Origin of the sequence: Shewanella schlegeliana, assembly GCF_016765635.1 — a bacterium.
GTDB classification, from domain to species: Bacteria; Pseudomonadota; Gammaproteobacteria; order Enterobacterales; family Shewanellaceae; genus Shewanella; species Shewanella schlegeliana.
In genome coordinates, this window is the sequence record NZ_JAESVD010000002.1 from 461,496 (window position 1) to 484,908 (window position 23,413).

Sequence of the window (23,413 nt, forward strand, 5' to 3'; positions counted from 1 at the left end):
ATGTTAAACGCGATGAAACAGCGTCTTATCGCCTGGGCTCCAGTGCTTTTACTGGCTCTTACCGCCTTTGTTTTTGTTTCGACTGAATTTGTACCTGTTGGGCTCTTAGCCTCCCTAGGCCAAAGCTTTAATATGAGCGCGGTTGCCATCGGGCCTATGCTCACTGTTTATGCCGCCGTGGTCGCACTAGCTTCCCTGCCTGCCGTGCTGCTGTTTGGCCGCTTTGAGCGTAAAAAGCTGCTGTTAGGGTTAATGTCTGTTTTCATTATCAGTCACGGGATCTGTGTTTGGTCACCGACATATGAGATCTTACTCGCTGGGCGCACAGGCATAGCAATAACTCATGCGCTATTTTGGGCTATCGCCCCAGCATTAGTGGTGCGCTTAGCCCCCGATGCTCAAGGGGCAAAGGCACTCAGTATCTTCGCTACTGGCTGCGTACTTGCCTTGGTGCTCGGTATTCCCCTTGGACGCGTTATTGGCCAATTAATGGGTTGGCGCAGTATCTTCGCCTTAATCGGCCTACTCACATTAGCTATGATGTTGCTGCTGTGGCGCGGTCTGCCAAACCTTCCCGCTACTCATGGCGGCAGTTGGCGTAGTCTGCCTTCGTTAGCGCGCAATAAAGCCCTGCTCTGGTTGTATCTGCTGACGATGACGCTCGTTACTGCTCACTACAGTGTTTACACTTATCTCGAGCCGCTACTGCAGGAACATTTTGGCTATTCGGCTAATATCACCACCATGATTTTACTGATCTTTGGCGGAGCCGGATTAATAGGCAGCGCGCTTTTCAGCCGCTTTCAAGCAAAGCACGCCCAACAACTGTTGATCCTCGCCATCATGACCCTTGGCAGCTGTATGGCAATGCTGCCATTTATCGCCAGTCAACTTTGGCTGTTACTCCCCCTGTGCATCTTATGGGGCACAGGCATGATGTTGATGTGCCTGTCACTGCAATCTAAGGCGTTGAAACTAGCGCCTGAAGCTACCGATGTCGCCATGGCTATCTACTCGGGCTTGTTCAATGTAGGTATTGGTGGGGGGGCACTACTGGGCAGTATTATCGCCGCGCACTATGGCGTGATCCAAAACGGTAGCTGGGCAACTTTACTCATTGTTGTCGCGATTATTCCCTTGGTTTACCTACTCAGAGCTCGTCGAGTGCAAGCTCTAGCAAGTTAACCTTACTCTCCATTATTCTCGCACCTAAAAATATGGCCCAGAGATGAAAAATCATCTCTGGGCCATATGAAGATTTCTGGCTAACATCTTAACTTGGATATTAGGTCAGACTTAAATTGAACTAACCACCAATTAGCTTCTTCCACCAAGGCAATGGATCACCGCAGTTAGCCACTGGCTGATAGCTCTCGGCTAAGGCTGGCACCTTCACCACATTGGCACACTGTGGCTCCTGCGCTTTACCGGTATCACGCTCAAAGTAACCTTGCACCACACCATCGACTGGCGCCATACGCAGGCTCAACGGTGCGCGGTGATTAAGAAAGGCTTGGTACACCGCCATTGCGCCACTACTACCGTATAGACCCGTCTTGCCGTTATCATCTCGACCAACCCAGATAGCCGCCACATTTCGCTCATCGAAACCGGCAAACCACGAGTCTCGCGAGTCGTTACTGGTGCCAGTCTTACCCGCCAATGTCACATAGGGGAAAGCCTTGCCTAGACGTTTGGCTGTTCCCGAGTCTACCACCTGAGTCATGGCATATTTGACTAAGTAGTTACTGGCTGCAGGCATCGCTTGTTTCGCTTGCGGACGAGATGCAGCTAGCGGCTGATTATTAGCATCCAGTACAGTGGTCACCGAGTTTAAATGGCGATAGCGGCCATCATCGGCAATGGTTTGGAACACCTGCGCCACCATTAGGGGCGAGCCGTTTACCGCACCAAGCAACATAGAGGGATACTCAGGGATCTTTTCTCGCCAGCCCGCTTTATCCAAGGTCGTCGCCACGCTGCTCACCCCAATCGCCATACCTAAATTAACCGTTGGCACGTTCATCGACTTTTTAAAGGCAGTTAATAGCGGCACCTGCCCACGGAACTGCTTATCGACGTTCTGTGGTGACCAGGTCTTACCTTGATCATTTTTAAGGGTTATCGGCTCATCTTTGAGTGGCGATACTAAGTTGTACTTATCACCTTGGTTTAACGCGGTGGCATAGACAAACGGCTTGATCAGGGAGCCAATAGGTCTGCGGATCTCAACAGCGCGGTTAAAACCTTGATAGCTTGGCACTTTATCGCCAACCATAGCGGCAATACCGGCAGAGTACTTATCGGTGAGCACCATGCCAACTTGCAGACTCTTATCGTTTTTACCCAGCTGCTTTAGGGTCTGCTCGACCGCCTTTTCGGCCGCTTCTTGAGCCATAGGATCGAGCGTGGTGTAGACCTTAACCCCAGACTGCTGCAGCAATGCGTCGCCATAGCGACTAGCAAGCTCATGCTTCACCACGGAGAAGAATGCTGGTAGCTTTTGATGCACAGACTTGTTGGCTTTTCTAAGCCCCAGCGGCGACTCAACGGCAGCTTGATACTGGGCCACATTCAGATCGCCCGCCTCCATCAATAGGCGCAAGACTAGGTCGCGTCGTTCTTGGGCGCGCTCAGGGTAACGCCACGGATTATAATAAGAAGGCCCCTTAATTACCGCCACAAGGAATGCCTGCTGCGGTACGGTTAACTCGGCAATCGGTCTGCCAAAATAGAACTGCGAAGCTAAGCCCATGCCGTGCACTCCGCGGGCTTTGTCCTGTCCCATATACACTTCATTGAGATAAGCCTCTAAGATCTCATCTTTCTCATAACGAAAATCGATGATGATCGCCATAAGGGCTTCACGCAGCTTACGGGTTATCGAGCGTTCACTGGAAAGGAAGAAGTTCTTCGCAAGCTGCTGGGTTAAGGTCGACCCCCCTTGTACCGTACGCCCGGCACTAATATTCACCATAGCAGCACGCAAAATAGCAAACGGATTAACCCCGTGATGTTGATAGAAGGTGCGATCCTCGACCAAAATCAGTGCGTTAACGATCGGCTCTGGAATGCTCTCTGTCGGCACAAACAGTCTATCTTCACCATCACCTGTGATAATTCTATCTAGCAGTACTGGCTCAAGATGGAACACGGCTAATTGGCGCTTATCGCTGTTACGGGCGACCGACACCACACCATTGCTGTCGAAGGTGATCATCACCCTCTGCTCAATCTGATCTCCTTGTGGATGTAGGAAAGGACGACGCCAGAGATCGATCTTGGTCTTAGAAGCGGAAAACTCCCCCACCTGGCGAGGGTTCGCCACCTTACGATAGCCAAGCAGCTTAAGCTCAGACATCAGTTGTGCATGACTCACCGCAGCCCCAGGATAAAGCGCCATCGAGCGACTAAATACTTGGGCAGGTAGATGCCACTTTTGCCCTTCAAACTTGCGAGCAATAATTTGATCCAGATAGATCCCATATGAGGCGATAGCCACAACTAGGACAAGACCAAGCTTCCAGCTGATAGACCAGATCTTCTTACCCCAGCTCATGCCCGCTCTCTTCGGCGTCGACTTTTTAGCTCGGGGTTTTCTCGCGGTTGGCCGCTTCTTTGCTGGCGCTTTTCTGGCTGCCACTTTAGGTTTTGGTGTAGCTTTATCTGTCATTGTACTTCCGCGACGTGCTCGAGCTTACTGCGAGCTAAACGTCTTCTTTTTAGTAAATTTGGTCGGTTGTGTATTGGCGGGATCATCTGGCCATAGATGTCTTGGGTAGCGCCCCTTCATCTCTTTCTTTACATGCTCATAAGGTCCTTGCCAAAAGCTTTCAAGATCGGCGGTTAACGCCAGTGGCCTATGAGCTGGAGACAATAGCTCCATAGTCACCACTAACTTGCCCTGAGCCAGTCTAGGGCTCTGCTGCATACCTAGCGCCTCTTGCAGTCTCACACTCAGCAGTGCCCGCCCCGTGGCATCATACTCGATTTTTACGCTCGAGCCTGTTGCCATCGGCCACTTTCTTGGCAATAACGCCTCTAATTGCTGTTGTAGATCCCAAGGCAGTAAATTAAGCAGCAGAGTATAACAATCTAATTGCTGCAATTGTGTAAGCGTGCGCACCTCATCTAAATAGGGAGCGAGCCAATCATCAAGCTCACTCAGCAAGGTATCATCGTCTAGGGCGGGCCAGCCGTGCTCTGGGCAATACTGTTTGGCCAATGCCGCTCGGCGTTGCAGCTGGTGGCAGGCATCATTAAAGTTCATTAGTGCCAGTCCCTTGAGCCTAATTTGCTCTAGGAGAGCCTGCTTGATTAAACGCTTATCCACCTTGTTAATCGGTGCTTTAGACAATAAAATCTCACCAATTTTTTGCTGTTTCTCGGCAAAGAAGCGACCCTTAACCTCATCCCAGCCAGCATATTCTTGCGTGATAACCAGCTCGGCTAACTCACTATCGAATAATGCGCAGTCCAGCTGCGCTGCCAGATAGACTTTCCCCTGACTGCGTCCCTCAGTTTCCTGGAAGTCAGCAACCACTAACCAAGGCGAACCCGATAGTGCGTCATCATTCACCAGCTCGACACCACAGCCGTTTGCCAGTTGGTAACCAGTTACGCCGCGCGCCTTAGCGATACGGTCGGGATAGGCGAACGCCAACAACATGGCGATATCATGACTACTGGCATTGCGGGCCGCCTGAGCTAAATCAACCTTTCCAAGGGAGGAGAGGGCTAGTGTGTTAACCCAGTTGCGGATCTGTTTTTGCGACTCCCCTTGCAGCGCCTCGCTTAGATAACGGCTGATATCCGCTCCCAGCCTACTGCGACTACGGGCTTCTAATATGCCTGCTAATATGCAAGCTAACAGCGCTAAGTTTTGATCTTGATTATCTTCAGCCTTCTGCTTGGCCATCAACAACATATGTGCAAGTCTTGGGTTACAACCTAACTTGTGTGCCTCACGCCCATGTTGGGTAATTAAACGAGATTCATTAACCATGGCCATAGTTTGAAGTAAGCGCCAACTTACCTCTTCATTGGCTACTGATGGCTCGGTGAGCATAGGCAGCTCATTTAGGGACTTTACCCCCCAATAAGCGCCATCCAATACCATAGACAGCAGATCGCTATGCACTATCTCAGGTTCATCGGCTTTAATTAATCGCCCATGCTCCTCTTGGCTCCATAGCCGAGTGCAGAAACCTGCCATAAGACGACCCGCACGCCCTGCACGCTGAGCCGCCGATGCCTGACTTATTCGCTTAAGTGACAGGCGAGTTACGCCTGTTTTAGGGTTAAATCGTGCCTGACGCTTATAACCCGAATCGATAACCTGAGTAATACCATCAATGGTCAAACTCGACTCAGCAACGTTAGTGGCAAGCACCACCTTATTGACTCCCCTTGGCGCAGGCGCAATGGCTAAGTCCTGTGCCTTAGGGCTCAAGCTGCCATAAAGCGGGCAGATTATATAACGATTTGGGTCGAGTCGCGCACTGAGCATGCCGTGTAATTTGTTGATCTCCCCCTGCCCGGGTAGAAATGCCAGTAGGGAGCCTTGAGTATGCTCGCTAACACTGGTCACTATCACCTTAGCCATATGCTCTAGCCAGTGGCTCTGGTTGGGTACGCTGCTATAACTGTGCTCAACAGGAAAGCTGCGACCTTCACTCTTTAATAGCCTTGCTTCAGGCATTAACTCAGATAGCGGTAAACCAGACAGAGTCGCGGACATGGCGAGGATCTTTAAGTCCTCACGAAAGCTCGCTTGGATCTCCAGCGCCAGGGCCAAGCCAAGATCTGTGGTCAGGTGGCGTTCGTGAATTTCATCGAAAATCACCATATCGATCCCTGTAAGCTCAGGGTCTTGCTGGATCATTCGGGTTAACACACCTTCGGTGACGATCTCTAACCGTGTATTGGTTGACACCCGAGTATCACCTTTGACACGGTAACCCACTTCAGTGCCCAGCTCACAGCCACGCTGCTTGGCGATAAACTGCGCCACATTACGGGCCGCAACTCTACGGGGCTCCAGCATCAATATTTTACCGTCGATCTCCGGCCAATCCAGCATAGCCAGTGGCAGAGCGGTCGATTTACCCGCCCCCGTTGGCGCTTCGAGGATCACCTGCTGGCAACACATAAAAGTGTCACGCAGCGGTTGTAGCAGTGCATGTATAGGTAGCGATGTCACGAGTGGGTCTATTACCGTTATTTTCGAGTTGATAACTCAGTGTTAAACCTAATTAAACTGAGTTTGAATCAAGCTTGGTTATAAGTAGCCTTGGCTTTAATCAACTATCAACCTTGGCTTTAATCAACTTTAGTTTTAGTCAAAAGAGCAACAGGATTGAGCTGGTTCTAATTGGCCACTAGTGTACTCTAAAAGGGGCTATAGACTAAACTGCTAGTATTATCGCAACATTAAAAACTCAGGGACCTTGGATGCCTAGCAACACAAAAAGCCAAATTAAGCGCGTCTTCTTAGGCTTTGCTCTCGATAGTGCGCAAACCGATAGCATCACCGCGATTCAAGCTCAGCTTCCCAGCAGCGTCCGCTTAGTGCCCAGTGCGAATCTGCATATGACGCTGGCTTTCTTAGGTGCGGCGACACCTGAGCAATTAACGGCGCTTATTCAGAAAGTGAACCAACTGCATAAACCCCAATTTAGCGTCACCCTCAATACCTTAAGCCATTGGGCAAAGCCAAAAATCCTCTGCCTTAGAGGCCACGCTGAAGACATCAAGCTGCTACAGCTTGCCCAAGACACACAACACCTTGCCGCCGAGCTTGGCTTACATTGCAGCGAGCATCACTACAATCCCCATATCACCCTTTCGCGCAAGGCCAAGGCTGAAGTCAACGGAATTGACTACCAAGCGTTAACCCTAGCGCCAACGGAACTGCACCTGTTTGAGTCCTGTCCCAGCCCCAACGGGGTCGAATATCCAACACTCCATTCGTGGAAACTAGGTGCTTTATAAAATCTACGCTACCCTATGCAGTATTAAGTTCTAGCTATTTGAGATAATCATGGAAACAACCGAAATTACCAAAGCACAACTGCTTGCCCTTCTGACTTCTTGGAAGCTAGGTGAAATTGATGCCGAAGCCCTGCAAAACTGGATGGTGACTCACTACGATCCGCCTGAAGTTAAAATCGGTACCGGTGAGCCTGAATGGACTCAAGAAGCGATGAATATCGTGATGAATGAATATGAAATTGCAAAAATTGAAAAGTTTAGACTCGATAATGCTCAGTACGCCATCGACTTTGTCAACTGTAGCGAAAGCAACTTTAACCAAACTAAGCATCTATTCATTCAAGATGGTTTTAGCGATTAATCACGCTAGGCACATCGTAACGAACAGACAAAAAAAGGCCACCTCTCTCTAGGTGGCTAATCGAAGAACCTGAGTAACAACAGAGCACTCTTAATTAAGAGCTTTAACTTAACTCATCAGTAATTAAGAGCCCTGTCCCTTGCTGCATCACTAAACAGCAAGTTCACAATCTGTTAGCTCTATTGATATCACAAGCTTTTGAAATTACCCACAGAGAAAACTTGAAATTATTTGAAAAGTTTTGAATTTTAATCGGTTAGCCATCTATTTAAGCTCAATATGGCTCAATACCAACTTATAGAGTGACTCTGACTCAAGTACCACGGCCTGACCACCACTTTCATTAATTGCATCCACAAGCCCAGGCGACTCCACATAGGTATAGAGGTAAAACGGCGTGTTATTTCCCTCGGCACGAATGGCCTGCAATAACTTTAACCCGGCCAGTGAATCACCGTGTCGCCCCATATCGGAGATCACCGCTTGGTAGTTATACATAGACAATAACATCAGCGCTTCTTGTGAGGTCACCGTGTTATAGACGCCAATATTTTTCTGCTCGAAATAGGCTTTCTCGACTAGATTGTTTTCAGGGTGATCATCGACCCATAGTATGCGGCCAATCGCTTTATTGGGCTCACTATAAGCAAGTTGGCTTACTGAATGCTGATTGTGATTTGGGCTTGTAACATGCAAAAACTGAAAAACTAAACCGATAATCAATAACAGTGCAATCAGTACCTTGGCAAAGTTTTCCCAATTAGACAGTCTATTCGAAGACATGGTTTTATCAGAGGCCAACGTCTTATGCTGAGACTCGCTCTTTGTATGTTCAACAGCCTGCTGAATAGATGGATCTATTTCATGGCGCTGAGTCTGATTTTGGTTTGAGCTTTGACTCTGCGCTTGATTTTGTTGTTCAGACCTAGCCTGCTCGACAACTTGCTTACCCAGCACATGTTCTAAACGGTAACCGCGACCATGAACCGTCTGGATCAGCGGCCCCTGATAGCCAGCCTTACTGAAGAGTTTACGGGTGTCTGACACCAACTTTGACAGCGACATATCAGAGACGACTGTCTCTGGCCAGATAAGATCTAAACACTCCTGTTTAATACAGTGCTCGGGGTAACGCTGCGCCAATATCGATAGCAGAGCAATATTTCGTTCGTCGATTGCAACGCTTTGATTGCCAACACGCAATTCAAAAGTTTCACTGTCGATAGAGAATTCACTAAAAGTGAGCTTCATATGCAGAAGAGCCTTTGCTAATGGTAACCAAGAGCCGTGCAACAATAGTGCAACATTAATAAGGTTTTAGCAAAGCCTGATTTCGCAGCAGCGCCCATCTGCAACCGACTAAACCTAAAAACAAAACCCTACAAAATGTAGGGTTTAGAGTCATTCAGGCAAATAGTGCTTAGTCTTCTAGCAGCCCCGCTATGGTTAACACACCGTGGGTCGTTGCACCCGCAGACCAAAGGTGATCCCCCGTATCTGAAAATGCCGAAGCCAGGTCGATATGCAACCAGTTGGCCTCTGGTGCAACAAAGCGCCAGAGGAAGCCTGCAGCATTCGATGCACCACCTGCGCCACCGCCCTTCATCGGACGACTGTTTGCCGTATCGGCATAGGCACTCGGGCAGTTATCTTTATGCCAAGGGTCTAGCGGTAACGGCCAAACGCGCTCACCAACCGCCATTGCTTTTTGCTGGGCTAGCGCTAACATCTCAGGCTTAGGCGAGAAAATAGCATTGTAATTAGTGCCCACCGCCATTACCGCTGCGCCCGTTAACGTTGCCGCATCGATAATAACAGGCGCACCAGTTTCAGATGCAGCCTGCAAACCATCGGCCAGCACCAAGCGACCTTCAGCGTCGGTATTGACGACTTCAACAGTGACGCCATTCTTATATTTAAGAATATCGCCAAGCTTATAGGCATGACCACTAATGAGGTTTTCAGCGCAGCATAAGAACAGCTTAACGCGCTTATTAAGGCCTGATTTCATTGCAAGACCTAGGGCTGCGGTCACGGTTGCGGCGCCGCCCATATCACACTTCATGCCGAGCATGCCCTCGGAGCCTTTGATGCTATAGCCGCCCGAATCGAAAGTAATGCCTTTACCCACAAGCGCAACAGATACTGGGGCGTCATCGGCCAATGGATTAAAATCTAGCTCTAGCAGCGCAGGTGGACGCTCACTACCACGACCGACGGCGTGAATGCCTATCCACTTCTTTTCCAGTAGCGCTTCGCCTTCGATGATACGATAGCTCACCTTGTCACCGCCGATAGCGCTGAGCCAAGTGGCCGCCTGAGTCGCCAACGCCATTGGCGATAGGTTTTCAGGGGTTTCGTTAATCAGATGGCGAGCAAATGTCGCGCTCTCGAGACGGCTAGTTAGTAGTGCCTGAGTTGCATCATCGCCTGTCCACTGGATAATGGGGGCCGCAAGTGCAGTGGCAAAGCCTTGGGCAAATGCCCACTGTAGGTCGACTGTCCACAACTCACCAGTAAGGGCAACTTTGGTCACGCCTTGAAGCTCTAACTTACGCGCAGCTTGCTGTACATGCAGCAAGGCATCGCCCTCTATTAAGTGAATAGAAGCGACATCCCCCAGAAAAGTCACGTCAGCCTTGCCCCAATGAGCAGCGGCACTTTCGTGAGTAAGGGTCACTTTCATAAAATCCGTCATGCTAGGTCCTTATATAAATCGATGTTTCGACAACCCTATCGAATGACTTTGAGCTATCGACAACCAGCCTATTTTTAGTGCAAGCAGTCTACTGGATCCCTAACGATATCTAAAGGCTAGCACTACAAGTGAATGACTATAATAGTGGCAGCATTTTGAAACAGAGCGATTAGTCACTCCCCCTTTATCAGAAATAGAGCACAACTATCAGTTGCCACAGCAGGGGCAAATTTTGCTAACCTAAGCCAAAATCGATTAACAACAGGTGACTCAATGGAATTTAGTCCCGCTTTTGAAAGTGGCGTGTTACTCCAACGCTATAAACGCTTTTTAACTGATATCACCTTAGAAAATGGTGAGCAGGTCACCATTCATTGCCCCAATACTGGCTCGATGAAAAACTGCTTATTTCCTAGTGAAAAGGTCTGGTTCTCGGTATCTGATAATCCTAAGCGCAAATATAGCCGCACTTGGGAGCTAGCCCAAACACCCGATGGCCATATTATTGGTATCAATACTGGCCGTGCCAATGCCCTCGCAGAGGAAGCAATCGCTTCAGGGATCATCACCGAATTGCAGGGCTACGACTCACTGCGCCGCGAAGTCAAATACGGCAGTGAAAACAGCCGCATCGATATCCTCCTCGAAGATGCCAATAAGCCTAACTGTTATATAGAAGTCAAAAGTTGTACTTTATTAGAGCAGGGGCAAGGATACTTCCCCGATGCAGTGACCACTCGTGGACAAAAACACCTTAGAGAACTGATGGAAATGGTGCAACAGGGTCATCGCGCCGTATTGCTATTTGTTGTTCAGCATTCGGGCATAAACTGTGTTGCCGCCGCCGCTCATATCGATGCAGCTTATGCTAAATTACTGACTGAAGCACACCAAGCTGGGGTGGAGGTTTTAGCCTACAGCGCTGACTTATCGCCCACACAGACACGTTTGGTTAAATCCTGTCCGGTTAGGCTTTAATTCTGAATATAGAGTTGAAATTGTTCTTAATAGCGGACATAGTCAAAGAATAGAAGCGATTTAATACAAATTATTTGCCTAGTTCAAAGCTTTCTGATATAGATAGCGGCCGTTATTAAATGACGCCCTACAACGCAAATGATTAACAGGAGATGCGTTATGCCTGAAGGCACTAGAAAACTTGGCGTGCTCGCTATTGCTGGTGTAGATCCTTACCAGGAAAAACCAGGTGAGGAGTACATGAACGAGGCTCAATTGGGCCACTTCAAGACGATTCTTGGAGCATGGCGTAACCAATTGCGCGAAGAAGTTGATCGCACTCTGAATCACATGCAAGACGAAGCTGCTAATTTCCCAGATCCTGTCGATCGCGCAGCTCAGGAAGAAGAGTTCAGCCTAGAATTACGTGCTCGCGACAGAGAGCGTAAGCTTATTAAGAAGATCGAAAAGACAATGCAAAAGATTGAAGACGATGATTTCGGCTTCTGTGAATCTTGTGGCATCGAAATCGGTATTCGCCGCTTAGAAGCGCGTCCAACAGCCGATCAGTGTATTGACTGTAAAACGCTTGCTGAGATCAAAGAAAAACAGATGGCAGGTTAAATGCTATCTTAAGGTGCGGAGCTTATGGCTCCGCTCTTTTGTTTTGACGTCAGTAAATGATTAACGTGACTCCCTATATTGGCCGTTTTGCGCCATCCCCATCTGGTCCTCTGCATTTTGGTTCATTAATTGCTGCCCTCGGCAGTTATCTGCGTGCCCGCTCTCTGGGCGGAAAATGGTTGGTTCGAATCGAAGATATCGATCCCCCACGTGAGATCCCTGGTGCAAGCAGCGCAATTCTAAGAACCCTTGAAGCCTATGGTTTTGAGTGGGACGACAGTGTGCTTTATCAAAGCCAACGCCTCGATGTTTACCAAGATAAAATAGAACAGCTACTACAGGATGATCTGGCTTACTACTGCCAGTGCACTCGCAAGCAGATCCAAGCTATGGGTGGCAGTTACGATGGCCGTTGTGGCAAGTTAATCCAACCTTTAACACAAGGTGCTATCAGAGTCAGAAACCCCTATGCTATCGAGCAGTTTGTCGATCAACATATGGGCTTGGTCTCGGTTGATAAGCGTTTTGCGGCTGAAGACTTTATTATCAAGCGCAGTGACGGCTTATACGCTTACCAGTTAGCAGTTGTGCTCGATGATATTCATCAGCAAATTAGCGAGGTGGTCAGAGGTTGCGATCTACTCGAACCCACCTGTCGCCAAGAAAGCTTATATCACCTACTGAAGTCACCTATACCTAAATGGTTACATCTGCCTTTAGCCTGCGCAGAGAAAGGCAGGAAATTGTCTAAGCAAAATCATGCCCCCGCGATAGACAACCTTCACCCGCAGGCCAGCATTAATGCGGCTTTAGCCTTTCTTGGGCAGAGTAGCGTTGCAACAGAATCCCAAGCCAGTAAGATGATTGAGCAGGCCGTGAGTCAATTTGATCTCACCAAGGTTCCTACACAATCGGAAATACTCCTCGATACGTGAGCTTAATCGTATACTCATTAAGCTTTAATTGAGTTATCATAGCCCACTTGTTTTTACCCCAATTAAGATCCAAATCAGAGGTGTCCCATTTTTCGCCGTATTAGCCAATTCTGTAAACAGCTATTTGAAGACAGTCCAAAACCAATAGCTGAAGAAAACACGCAGACAGGTCTTAGCTTAGAGGTCGTGCCAAGAAATGGGCACGCGATATCTCGTAGACAGATCAGTGAAAATGCGATCAAAGTACTCTATAGACTGCACAAGTCAGGCTTTAAGGCTTACTTGGTAGGCGGTGGTGTACGCGATATTTTATTGGGCATGCAACCGAAAGATTTCGACGTTGTCACCAATGCGACACCCGAAGAGATTAAACGACTGTTCCGCAACTGCCGTCTCGTTGGCCGTCGCTTCCGCCTCGCCCATATCGTCTTTGGACGCGATGTGATTGAAGTGGCAACCCTGCGTGGACACCATGTCGATAGCGGAGAGAAGATCTCTAAGACCAATGAGTCTGGTAGACTGCTGCGCGATAACGTCTATGGCAGCATAGATGAAGATGCCGAACGTCGCGACTTTACCGTTAATGCCCTGTATTACGATATCAGTGATTTCTCTATTCACAGCTACGGTGGTGGCCTAGAAGATCTTGAGTCACGTACTATCCGCTTAATTGGTGACCCTGAAACGCGCTACCGTGAAGATCCTGTGCGTATGCTACGTGCAGTGCGCTTCGCGACTAAGCTAGATATGAATATTGAAGCTAAGACTGCCGAGCCAATTAAAGCCTTAGCGGGTCTGCTTAAGGATATCCCAGCTGCTCGTATGTATGAAGAAGTACTCAAGCTGTTTTTCGCAGGAAGAGCACTTGAAAACTACCATATGATGCGTGAATTTGGCCTATTTGAACCACTATTCCCACTCGTTGAAGCACAACTTAAAGAGGCGCCAAATGGGGCTATCGCTAAGCTGATGCAAGAGATGATGGCAAGCACCGATGAGCGTGTTGAGCAAGATAAGCCGGTAACACCCGCGTTTTTCTACGCCGCACTGCTTTGGTACCCACTGAGCCAGCGCGCTGACGATATCGCACTAGAAAGTGGCCTAACCATGTATGATGCCTATAATGCCGCCATGGGCGATATTATGGAGCAGCAGTGCCGTTCTATTAGTGTTCCGCGCCGCTTTAGCACAGTAACCAAAGATATCTGGCAGCTACAACTGAGATTCGAGCGTAACCGAGGCACTAAGGCGTTTAGGTTTATCGAGCATCCTAAGTTTAGAGCGGCTTACGATCTACTCCTGCTTCGCGCCCATGCCGAAGGTGGTGTGATTGCTAAGAATGCCGCTTGGTGGAAGAGCTTCGTTGAAGGCAGCGAAGATCAGCGCAATGTAATTGCTCGTTCAGCCAATAAAGGCGGACGCAATCGCAGCTCTAACCAACGCCGTCGTCGCAAGCCTAGTGCTAAATCGGCGCCAAAATCTGCAGAATAATGGCGCAAGTCTATGTCGCTTTGGGCGCTAATTTAGCGAACCCAATCAGCCAACTCAATAATGCCTGTGAGGCCTTATTGAGTTTGGCCGCCCCCCAATCATTTTCAGTCTCCCCCTATTATCGCTCCGCCCCCATGGGAGACGTCGAGCAGCCTGACTACGTTAATGCGGTGGCAGGCTTTAAAACCGAGCTGACGCCTATCGAGTTACTCAATGCATTACAAAGTATCGAGAACCAACAGGGTCGTTTAAGAGAGCTGCGCTGGGGACCCAGAACCCTAGACTTAGATCTCTTGCTCTATGACAAGCAATGCATCGACAGCCCTCGCCTGACAGTGCCTCACTATGGCATGCGCGAGCGTAGTTTCGTGTTGATACCACTATTCGATATCGCACCAACACTTAGCTTACCTGATAACACTCAGCTCAAGAGTTTAATCAGCGACGCCTTAAGAGCCGAATTAGTAATAGCACAAGATTCCAACGACGAATAAGTGACATGCACCACAGTAGTCTTTCCTGCTAGTATGGCGCCTATCCGTTAATATAAAAGTTTGATACCGAGATCATTGAAGTCGAGCCTTTATTGGCATATAACGGCTTCACAAATTGGGTTAAAAAGTTACCATTATGTCCAAAATTACAAGTTCTACACTGCGTACCTTCAAGCAAGAAGGTAAGAAGTTCACCGCATTAACTGCCTACGACGCTAGCTTTGCTGGTGCGTTCGATAGTGAAGGGATAGATGTGCTATTGATCGGTGATTCAATGGGAATGGTATTGCAAGGACATAGCGACACCTTACCAGTAACTGTTGAAGATATTGCTTATCACACTCGTTGCGTCCGTCGTGGTATTGAGCGCTCTCTGCTTATCGCTGATATGCCATTTATGAGCTATGCCACACCAGAGCAAACCATGACCAACGCCACTAAGCTGATGCAAGCCGGTGCTAGCATGGTTAAGGTTGAGGGCGGAAAATGGTTACTCGAGAGCGTTGCTATGCTCACCGAGCGCGGCATCCCAGTGTGCGCCCACCTAGGGCTAACACCACAGTCTGTACATGTATTCGGTGGATTTAAAGTTCAGGGTCGTGACGCTGATAACGCTCAGCGTATTCTTGACGAAGCCAAAGCCCTAGAAGGCGCTGGCGCCCAGCTATTGGTTCTAGAATGCATTCCCGCTTCTCTGGCTAAAACCATTACCGAAGCGTTAACGATTCCTGTTATTGGTATCGGCGCGGGTAAAGACACTGATGGCCAAATCCTAGTGATGCATGACGTACTTGGGATCTCTAGTGGTTATATTCCACGCTTCTCTAAAAACTACCTCAAGCAGACTGGCGAAATTCGCGCAGCAGTTCGTGCCTATATTGATGAAGTTGCCGAGGGTGTTTTCCCTGGTGACGAGCATACATTTAACTAACCAGTCTAATCATTCGCTCTCAGCCTATGGGGTGAGAGCCATTCTTTAAATTGCGTACCAGAGCAGTAAAACCATGATCACGACTCAATCTATCGCCGATATCCGTGCCCAAGTAAAAGCATGGAAACAGAAGGGCGAAACCGTTGCATTTGTTCCTACTATGGGCAACTTGCACTTAGGTCACATCACCTTAGTTAAAGAAGCAAAGACACGAGCGGACCACGTGGTCACCTCGATTTTTGTTAACCCGATGCAGTTTGGCCAAAACGAAGATCTCGATGCTTACCCTAGAACCTTAGCCGACGATCAAGCAGCACTCATTGAAGCGGGCGCCGAGCTGCTGTTCACACCGACACCGGAAATCATCTACCCTAAGGGGATGGATGCACAGACCTTTGTCGAGGTGCCAGGGATCTCTGATGTGCTTTGCGGTGCGAGTCGCCCAGGACACTTTAGAGGCGTAGCCACCATCGTCTGTAAGCTGTTTAATATCGTGCAACCTGACATCGCCCTGTTTGGTCAGAAAGACTTTCAGCAGCTATTAGTGATCCGCACCATGGTCGATGACCTTTCTCTGCCGATTGAAATCGTTGGCGTTGAAACTATCCGTGAAGACTCAGGCCTTGCTATGAGTTCACGCAACGGTTATCTCAGCGCCGAGCAGAAAGCTCAGGCCGCACAGATAAAGCGCACCCTAGATAAGATGGCCTGTTCACTTAAAACAGCTCAAAGCATCGAAGCCGTTATTGCTCAAGGGCAAATAGAGCTAGAAGACGTCGGCTTTAGAAACGACTACCTCGATGTTAGAAATGCGAATAACTTTGCCGTCGCTAATGGCGAAGACACGGAGTTAGTGATTTTAGTGGCGGCCTATATGGGCTCCACTCGACTTATCGATAACCTTGTCGTCAAGCTGGCTTAAGAGGCAAGTAGCAAAACTGATAAACGGCTTAAAACTCAGTTTTAAGCCGTTTTTGTATCAAATGCCCCCGCCTACACTTACACAAACAAGTATTCATCGTCTCTCAAAATACTGGCGTTATGATCCAAGTTACGCCATAGTATGGCCTATTGTTAAATTATTAACTCTTTTGTTAAGCAAATGCAGTGTTACCACTGTAAACATAGGCTTTTCAGGATCTAACTAAGCACCAAGCTCGATAAGGATATTTAGCCGGATGGCGAAAGTTATTTTTACCATTGTCTGTCTTATGCTATCTAGTGCCGCACAGGCAAATAGCATTTTTAAGTGTATCAAAGATGACAAGATCGTCTTTAGCCAACACTCCTGCCCAAAAGAATTTCGTCAGCACAAGATTGAATATCAGTACGGCATTACTACCGAAACCGACTCTGATAAGCGTATTAAGACTCAAGACCCCCTACAGGCTCTACTAAATAAAAGTACAATTTCTAAAGCACGCTTACTGCAGCTATTAGACAGCGAGGCATACCGTCTTCGCCAAGAGAACAGTTATTACGAGATCCTCAGAGCCAGTGAACTACAAAAACTTGAGCGCAACCGCTATTGGCAGAAGAAAGAGCCAACGGATCCTGAGTACCAATCGTCAGTCGAAGAGATGAATCAACATTTTGATCAACTTGTAAAAGTTAACACCGATACCATAGCGTTGCTTAATGTAAGAAAACAGCAGATAGAGCAAGAGACAGCAGAGGTCAACTAAGCCCCGTTATCTAAGCCCCGTTATCTGCAATCGGTTTTCCTAGCAAGAGTAATAAAGCAAAAAGCCAGCAGATAAACTGCTGGCTTTTTTCGCTCAAGAGTGTGTGCTCTAGCTTAACTTCTCAGGCCGATGCCACGAGAGATCAGATAGTAAGCGACACTCCAAAGAGCGGCACAGAAAGCCACCATGATACCAATCGATAAAGGCACACTCATATCGGCATAGCCCAAGAACCCATAGCGAAATACGTTAATCATATAGACCACAGGATTTAATGCCGACACGCCCTGCCAAAACTCCGGAAGTAGAGACAAGGAGTAAAACACGCCACCAAGATAGGTCAGTGGCGTCAGCACAAAGGTCGGCACGATACTGATATCATCATAACTCTTGGCAAATACCGCATTAATCAGGCCGCCCAAGGCGAACAGAATTGCCGTAAGCAGTACTGTTAGCGCCACTAATCCCACATGATGCAAAGTGATATTGACGAAGAACATCGCCACTAGGGTAACAATCGTGCCTACACATAGGCCGCGCGCGACACCGCCGCCAACATAGCCTGCAATAATCACATAATGAGGCACGGGTGCCACGATCAACTCTTCAAGGTTACGCTGAAACTTGGCACTGAAGAATGACGAGGCCACATTCGAGTAGGAGCTGGTAATCACTGACATCATGATCAGACCCGGGGCGATAAACTCCATGTAAGAGACGCCGCCCATTTCACCGATACGCTTACCGACTAAGTTACCGAAGATTAAGAAATACAAAGTCATAGAGATCGCTGGCGGCACCAAGGTCTGCACCCAAATACGGGTAAAACGGTTGATCTCTTTGGTTAGGATACTTTTAAAAGCTGTGAAATACAGCGCCTTCATATTCATTTCACATCTCCGCCATGTTTACCTTTCTCGACTAACTCAACAAATAGCTCTTCCAAACGGTTTGCCTTGTTACGCATCGATAACACCTGAATACCTAATTCACTAAGCTGTAGGAACACGCTATTTAAGCCCTGCTCCTTGGCAACATCCACCTCTAGTGTATGGCTATCGTTCAAGCGACACTGCACACCACTCAGCTCAGGGGCTGAATTGAGGTCATTCTTCAGATCAAGAATAAAGGTTTCCATATTCAAGCGGCTTAGCAAAGATTTCATGCTCGTACACTCCACCAGCACACCTTTGTCGATGATACCGATATTGCGGCATAGCATTTCCGCTTCTTCTAAATAGTGGGTGGTCAGAATAATCGTCACTCCCTGAGCGTTTAGCTCGGTCAGGAAGCTCCACATCGAGCGGCGCAGCTCAATATCGACACCAGCGGTTGGTTCATCGAGAATAAGCAACTTTGGCTCGTGCATCAGCGCACGGGCAATCATCAAGCGGCGCTTCATGCCGCCTGAGAGTTCACGAGCAGCACTATTACGTTTTTCCCATAAGTCGAGTTGACTTAGGTACTTCTCGGCGCGCTGTAATGCGACATCGCGCTTAACGCCGTAGTAGCCAGCCTGGTTAACCACAATCTGCTGCACGGTTTCAAATTGATTGAAATTAAACTCCTGTGGCACAAGCCCGATACACAGCTTCGCCAACTCAAGCTCTGTATCTAAGTCATGTTCAAACACAGTGACCTTGCCCGAACTCTTCTGTACCAGTGAGCTGATGACGCCAATCGTAGTCGATTTACCTGCGCCATTGGGTCCTAAAAGGGCAAAGAAATCCCCTTTATTAACGGTTAAGCTGATCCCCTTAACTGCTTCGACTCCGCCCTTATAGGTTTTTTTTAGAGAGTCGATAACGAGGGCGGCTTGAGAATTTGCCATGGTTATTTCAATCCATCTGAAAAATAAATAAAAACTCCCGCAATTGCGGGAGTCAGTCATCTAATCACATCCCTAATAACAGCGCTCCGCGTTCATTTAACACTTCCAGCGCTGACATTAGGGCTGAAATTTAGTCTTCTAGTGGCACAACTTTAGCGATATACGGCAGATTACGATACTGCTCCGCATAGTCGATACCATAGCCAACGATAAACTCGTCAGGGATAGTAAAGCCAATAAAATCAACAGGTACGTCAACTTCTCGGCGCTCTGGCTTGTCCAGTAGCGTACAAAGCGCAAGGCTCTTTGGCTCACGAATCATGAGTATTTCGCGTACCTTGTTCAAGGTATTGCCTGAGTCAATAAGATCTTCAACGATCAATACGTCACGCCCCTGAATTTCAGACTGTACGTCTTTAAGGATTTTTACGTCACGGCTGCTCGTCATTTCGTTGCCATAGCTTGATACCGACATAAAATCGATCTCAACATGTCCCTTAATGCGTCGACAAAGATCTGCCATAAAGACAACAGAACCTTTCAGTAGACCGACCATCAATAGGCGGTCGCTGTCGGCATAATGGGCATTGATCTGCTCAGCCAAAATATCCAATTTTTGATCGATCTCTTCAGCAGTGATCATCACTTCAGTGGTGTGTTTCATATAACTCTCAATAGTCGATGTCGCTAACGTTATGCTTGTCATAACCCCAACGATTCGTTAGTGCATGGTTAACGCCCAGATGGTCTAGAACTCGAGCGACCATGAAGTCTACCAGATCTTCAACCGATTTGGGATTATGATAAAAGCCTGGTGCGGCGGGCATGATGGTCACCCCGAGCTTAGATAGTGACAACATATGTTCTAAGTGTATGGCACTAAAGGGAGTTTCTCGCGGAACCAAGATTAATTGGCCGCGCTCTTTTATTACCACATCCGCAGCTCTTTCGAGTAAATTATTACTCATTCCTGTTGCTACCGCCGCTAAAGTGCCGGTGCTGCAGGGGCAGATCACCATCTGCTTAGGTGCGGCCGAGCCAGATGCAGGTGGAGAAAACCACTCCTCCTTGCCCAAGACAATCAGCTCTCCGTCCACCTCACCAAACTGGGCTAATAATTGGGATCTTGCTTTATCGGCATTCGCGCTGAGCTGCAGTCCTTGCTCTGTTGCCAATACCACCCGAGCGGCAGAAGAGATCATCAAGAACACCTGATAATCACTCTTCAATAAACACTCCAGCAGTCTTAGACCATAGGGAGCTCCTGATGCGCCAGTCCATGCCAAACTGATAGATTTTTCTGCTTTACGGTATGTCACGCTCATAGCTATTTATTTACCTGTTTTACTGCGAAGCTTTGCCAGTAGCTTTTGATGTAAGCCACCAAAGCCGCCGTTACTCATAACAATAATAGTATCTGTGCTCTGAGCTTGAGCCGCGACTTGCTCAACGATATCGTCAATCTCAAATAAGACCTTAACCGGGATAGAGGCTGATCCCATCGCCGAGGCGATATCCCAATCGATATTGCCCGCCTGATAGAGAAACGCGTTGCTGGCCAACTCTAACGAGCTGGCCAAGGTATCTTTATGCACACCGCTCTTCATGGTGTTAGATCTAGGCTCTAAAATCACGGTGATCTTGCCATCACCAACACGGGCACGCATCCCTTTAAGCGAGGTTGTAATCGCCGTCGGATGATGAGCAAAGTCATCAAAAACTTCGATACCATCTATCTCAGCCAGCAGCTCCATGCGACGCTTTGGTGGGGCAAACTGAGTCAAGGCTGCGATTGCCGCATCAGGTTTAACGCCTACGTGTCTTGCCGCCGCTATCGCCATCACAGCATTTTCGATATTGTGCTGACCGATTAACTGCCAGTCGAGAATGCCTTGGGACTCACCATCGAAGAACACCTCAAATTTATGCCCATCTTCAGTTAGGTTCACCGCATACCAGCCCTGCTTGTTTGCGGCTAAATGATAGGTTTCTTGCTCACTCCAGCAGCCCATCTCTATCACCTGCTGCACACTCTTAACGTCTGCAGGCCAGATTATCTTGCCTTCACCCGGAACCGTACGGATGACATGGTTAAACTGGCGTTGAATAGCTTTTAGATCGTCAAAAATATCCGCATGATCGAACTCTAAGTTATTAATCACTAAGGTGCGCGGCTGGTAATGAACGAACTTAGAACGCTTATCGAAAAACGCGCTGTCATACTCATCGGCTTCTACCACGAAGAAAGGTGAGCCGCCGAGGCGGGCCGATACGCCGAAGTTTTGTGGTACACCACCGATCAAGAACCCCGGCTCATAGCCGCAGTCTTCTAAAATCCACGCCAACATGCTCGATGTCGATGTCTTACCATGGGTACCCGATACTGCCAGCACCCAACGCTGAGGTAAAATATGCTCGGCAAGAAATTGCGGACCAGAAGTGTACTTAAGGCCACGGTTTAATACCGCCTCGACACAAGGATTCCCCCGACTCATGGCATTGCCAATCACCACCAGATCTGGCGCATCATCTTCATTAGTCCCAAGTTGAGATGGGTCGAAACCTTGGATAAGCTCGATGCCTTGCTCTTCAAGCTGTGTGCTCATAGGAGGATAAACGTTGGCATCGCTACCAGTGACCTTGTGCCCTTCTGCTCTAGCCAACAAGGCTAAGCCGCCCATGAAAGTGCCACAAATTCCTAAAATATGTACGTGCATACCATCACTCTAGTGAATGAAAAATCTGCCTCATTCTACCCAATTGCGGCAAGCTTTGTCAGTTAACTCGCGTTTAAATCGACACGATTGCAATAACCTTGCCTTTTCCCCGTCGCCAAGCGCTGAGACAAGCGTGATGACATCAGTTTTAGTTCACACTTTCTGTAAAAAGTTGATCAAATCAATGCGTGCAATCACCTTGCTGAAGCCCTGCTATTTAAGCAATCGGTCACATACGGTATAACAGCGCGTAACAGGCCGTTGCAATAGACAGCCTCAGTGCTCACAGCGATTAAGCTACTCATAATTACGACCGATTCTTAAAGGAACCCGCTATGTTTTTTATACATATGCTCTTGCTGTTAACCGTTATCTTTGTGGGGATCCGCCACGGTGGTGTGGCCTTTGGTCTGCTCGGTGGTTTAGGGGTATCGATATTAGCGTTTGCATTTGGCATAGCACCTGGCACACCGCCAATCAACGTGATGTTGATTATTCTGGCGGTAGTCGCAGCATCGGCAACCTTAGAGGCCACTGGCGGTCTTAAATTACTGGTGCGTTACGCCGAAAAGCTGCTGCGTAAACACCCGAGTCAAATTGTGTTTCTTGGCCCGCTTTGTACTTACTCACTGACGGTATTAGTGGGTACGGGTCACTCGGTTTATCCACTACTCCCCGTTATCTATGATGTTGCCTACAAGAAAGGCATTCGCCCCGAGCGCCCGCTTGCCATTGCAACGGTTGCCTCACAGATGGGTATTACCGCCAGTCCAATCGCTGCTGCGGCCGCCGTGGTGATTGCCACCTCAATGGAGAATAATCTCGATATCAGTTTGGTGGATGTATTACTGGTAACCATTCCATCGACATTAATCGGTGTGTTAGTCGCAGCCACTTGGAGCCTTAAGCGCGGTAAAGATCTCGATAAAGACCCAGAGTTCCAAGCGCGGTTGCAGGATGAAGAGTTTAGAAATAGCCTGCTAGATAGTGAAGTGGAGTCTAGTGACTCGAATCACAACGAAAGCACCGCCAAGAAGGGTTTAAGCATTTTCCTATTGGGTATATTGTCCGTTATCGCTCTGGCGATGTTTAGCGATCAACTACTACCTGAAGGCGTTAAAATGTCGGTAGCAATCCAGTTTATGATGCTATCGGTTGGCGCAGTGATTTTACTAGCGACCAAGATTGATCCGAAGAAAATTGTTCACAGCAACGTTTTTATCGCGGGGATGACGGCGGTGATCATCATCTTCGGTATCGCATGGCTTAGTGACACTATCATTGCCCACCACAAGAGCTACTTAATCGAGTCTGTCAGCGACATCGTTCATGCCCATCCATGGTCATTTGCTATCGCCATGTTTACTGCCTCGGTATTTTTAAAGAGCCAGGCAGCGACCTTAACTATCATGTTGCCATTGGGTTTCTCTTTAGGTATTCCAGCCCCTGTGCTTATCGGTGTCTTACCTGCGTGTTACGCCTATTTCTTCTTCCCGTTCTACCCAAGTGACCTGGCAGCCATCAGCTTTGACAGAACTGGGACTACCCATATTGGCAAATACATCGTCAACCACAGCTTTATCATGCCGGGCTTTATCGGCGTTATAACTGCGACCGTCATTGGTTACTTCATCTCTATGATGATTAACTAGCGTCAGCATAAGCTAACTGCTTTAAGAACAAAATACAGTCTAGG

21 protein-coding genes are annotated in these 23,413 nt (G+C 48.2%); 12 read left to right on the top strand and 9 right to left on the bottom strand.

The annotated features are described in order from the left end of the window. Positions 1–12 precede the first annotated feature (12 nt). A complete protein-coding gene (locus JMA39_RS04995) occupies positions 13–1,185 on the top strand; it encodes a sugar transporter (protein ID WP_202720717.1) in 1,173 nt (390 codons plus the stop codon). Between the two features lie 121 nt (positions 1,186–1,306). On the opposite strand, the gene mrcB is transcribed toward JMA39_RS04995, so the two are convergent. Further along, complete coding sequence (gene mrcB, locus JMA39_RS05000) at positions 1,307–3,673, bottom strand: penicillin-binding protein 1B (protein ID WP_202720718.1); 2,367 nt, start codon at positions 3,671–3,673, stop codon at positions 1,307–1,309. Between the two features lie 24 nt (positions 3,674–3,697). Beyond that, positions 3,698–6,202, bottom strand: a complete 2,505-nt coding sequence (gene hrpB, locus JMA39_RS05005) for an ATP-dependent helicase HrpB (RefSeq protein ID WP_202720719.1) — start codon at positions 6,200–6,202, stop codon at positions 3,698–3,700. A gap of 251 nt (positions 6,203–6,453) precedes the next feature. On the opposite strand from hrpB, the gene thpR reads away from it, so the two are divergent. After that, positions 6,454–6,993, top strand: coding sequence for an RNA 2',3'-cyclic phosphodiesterase (gene thpR, locus JMA39_RS05010; RefSeq protein WP_202720720.1), 540 nt, complete (start codon positions 6,454–6,456; stop codon positions 6,991–6,993). Positions 6,994–7,042: 49 nt separating this feature from the next. Further along, entirely contained in the window at positions 7,043–7,354 is a 312-nt protein-coding gene (locus tag JMA39_RS05015; RefSeq protein ID WP_202720721.1) for a hypothetical protein, read from the top strand. Between the two features lie 264 nt (positions 7,355–7,618). Here the strand turns inward: JMA39_RS05015 and JMA39_RS05020 are convergent, their stop codons facing one another. Both JMA39_RS05020 and pepB read right to left on the bottom strand, forming a co-directional pair. Beyond that, positions 7,619–8,605: a winged helix-turn-helix domain-containing protein gene (locus JMA39_RS05020; protein ID WP_202720722.1), complete on the bottom strand. Its 987-nt coding sequence runs from the start codon at positions 8,603–8,605 to the stop codon at positions 7,619–7,621. Between the two features lie 169 nt (positions 8,606–8,774). Continuing rightward, positions 8,775–10,052: an aminopeptidase PepB gene (pepB, locus tag JMA39_RS05025; protein WP_202720723.1), complete on the bottom strand. Its 1,278-nt coding sequence runs from the start codon at positions 10,050–10,052 to the stop codon at positions 8,775–8,777. A 273-nt stretch (positions 10,053–10,325) separates the two neighbouring features. On the opposite strand from pepB, the gene sfsA reads away from it, so the two are divergent. The 8 genes from sfsA to JMA39_RS05065 all read left to right on the top strand — a co-directional run bounded on the left by sfsA (position 10,326) and on the right by JMA39_RS05065 (position 17,169). Further along, positions 10,326–11,030 (top strand): DNA/RNA nuclease SfsA, encoded by a 705-nt coding sequence (sfsA, locus tag JMA39_RS05030; protein WP_202720724.1) that lies wholly within the window; start codon positions 10,326–10,328, stop codon positions 11,028–11,030. Between the two features lie 159 nt (positions 11,031–11,189). After that, positions 11,190–11,633, top strand: a complete 444-nt coding sequence (gene dksA, locus JMA39_RS05035; protein WP_202720725.1) for an RNA polymerase-binding protein DksA — start codon at positions 11,190–11,192, stop codon at positions 11,631–11,633. Positions 11,634–11,689: 56 nt separating this feature from the next. After that, positions 11,690–12,568, top strand: a complete 879-nt coding sequence (gene gluQRS / locus JMA39_RS05040) for a tRNA glutamyl-Q(34) synthetase GluQRS (protein WP_202720726.1) — start codon at positions 11,690–11,692, stop codon at positions 12,566–12,568. Positions 12,569–12,754: 186 nt separating this feature from the next. Next, positions 12,755–14,059, top strand: a complete 1,305-nt coding sequence (pcnB, locus tag JMA39_RS05045; RefSeq protein WP_244999870.1) for a polynucleotide adenylyltransferase PcnB — start codon at positions 12,755–12,757, stop codon at positions 14,057–14,059. Beyond that, positions 14,059–14,553 (top strand): 2-amino-4-hydroxy-6-hydroxymethyldihydropteridine diphosphokinase, encoded by a 495-nt coding sequence (gene folK / locus JMA39_RS05050; protein WP_202720727.1) that lies wholly within the window; start codon positions 14,059–14,061, stop codon positions 14,551–14,553. The genes pcnB and folK overlap by 1 nt, the downstream gene beginning before the upstream one ends. Before the next feature lie 136 nt (positions 14,554–14,689). After that, on the top strand, positions 14,690–15,484 hold the full coding sequence (gene panB / locus JMA39_RS05055; RefSeq protein ID WP_202720728.1) for a 3-methyl-2-oxobutanoate hydroxymethyltransferase: 795 nt from the start codon (positions 14,690–14,692) through the stop codon (positions 15,482–15,484). 73 nt (positions 15,485–15,557) lie between these two features. Then, positions 15,558–16,406: a pantoate--beta-alanine ligase gene (panC, locus tag JMA39_RS05060; protein WP_202720729.1), complete on the top strand. Its 849-nt coding sequence runs from the start codon at positions 15,558–15,560 to the stop codon at positions 16,404–16,406. A gap of 256 nt (positions 16,407–16,662) precedes the next feature. Next, positions 16,663–17,169 carry a DUF4124 domain-containing protein gene (locus JMA39_RS05065; protein WP_202720730.1) on the top strand — a complete coding sequence of 169 codons (507 nt, stop codon included), beginning with the start codon at positions 16,663–16,665 and terminating at the stop codon, positions 17,167–17,169. Between the two features lie 113 nt (positions 17,170–17,282). Here the strand turns inward: JMA39_RS05065 and JMA39_RS05070 are convergent, their stop codons facing one another. The 5 genes from JMA39_RS05070 to mpl all read right to left on the bottom strand — a co-directional run bounded on the left by JMA39_RS05070 (position 17,283) and on the right by mpl (position 21,717). Next, complete coding sequence (locus JMA39_RS05070; RefSeq protein WP_202720828.1) at positions 17,283–18,053, bottom strand: ABC transporter permease; 771 nt, start codon at positions 18,051–18,053, stop codon at positions 17,283–17,285. Positions 18,054–18,055: 2 nt separating this feature from the next. Continuing rightward, complete coding sequence (locus JMA39_RS05075; protein ID WP_202720731.1) at positions 18,056–19,000, bottom strand: ABC transporter ATP-binding protein; 945 nt, start codon at positions 18,998–19,000, stop codon at positions 18,056–18,058. A 130-nt stretch (positions 19,001–19,130) separates the two neighbouring features. After that, positions 19,131–19,664: a hypoxanthine phosphoribosyltransferase gene (gene hpt / locus JMA39_RS05080; protein WP_202720732.1), complete on the bottom strand. Its 534-nt coding sequence runs from the start codon at positions 19,662–19,664 to the stop codon at positions 19,131–19,133. A gap of 7 nt (positions 19,665–19,671) precedes the next feature. Further along, positions 19,672–20,325, bottom strand: coding sequence for a flavin prenyltransferase UbiX (locus JMA39_RS05085; RefSeq protein WP_202720733.1), 654 nt, complete (start codon positions 20,323–20,325; stop codon positions 19,672–19,674). A 6-nt stretch (positions 20,326–20,331) separates the two neighbouring features. Further along, positions 20,332–21,717 carry a UDP-N-acetylmuramate:L-alanyl-gamma-D-glutamyl-meso-diaminopimelate ligase gene (gene mpl / locus JMA39_RS05090; protein ID WP_202720734.1) on the bottom strand — a complete coding sequence of 462 codons (1,386 nt, stop codon included), beginning with the start codon at positions 21,715–21,717 and terminating at the stop codon, positions 20,332–20,334. Between the two features lie 335 nt (positions 21,718–22,052). Between mpl and JMA39_RS05095 the strand changes: the two genes are divergently transcribed. Next, positions 22,053–23,369: an anaerobic C4-dicarboxylate transporter gene (locus JMA39_RS05095; protein ID WP_202720735.1), complete on the top strand. Its 1,317-nt coding sequence runs from the start codon at positions 22,053–22,055 to the stop codon at positions 23,367–23,369. Positions 23,370–23,413: the final 44 nt, after the last annotated feature.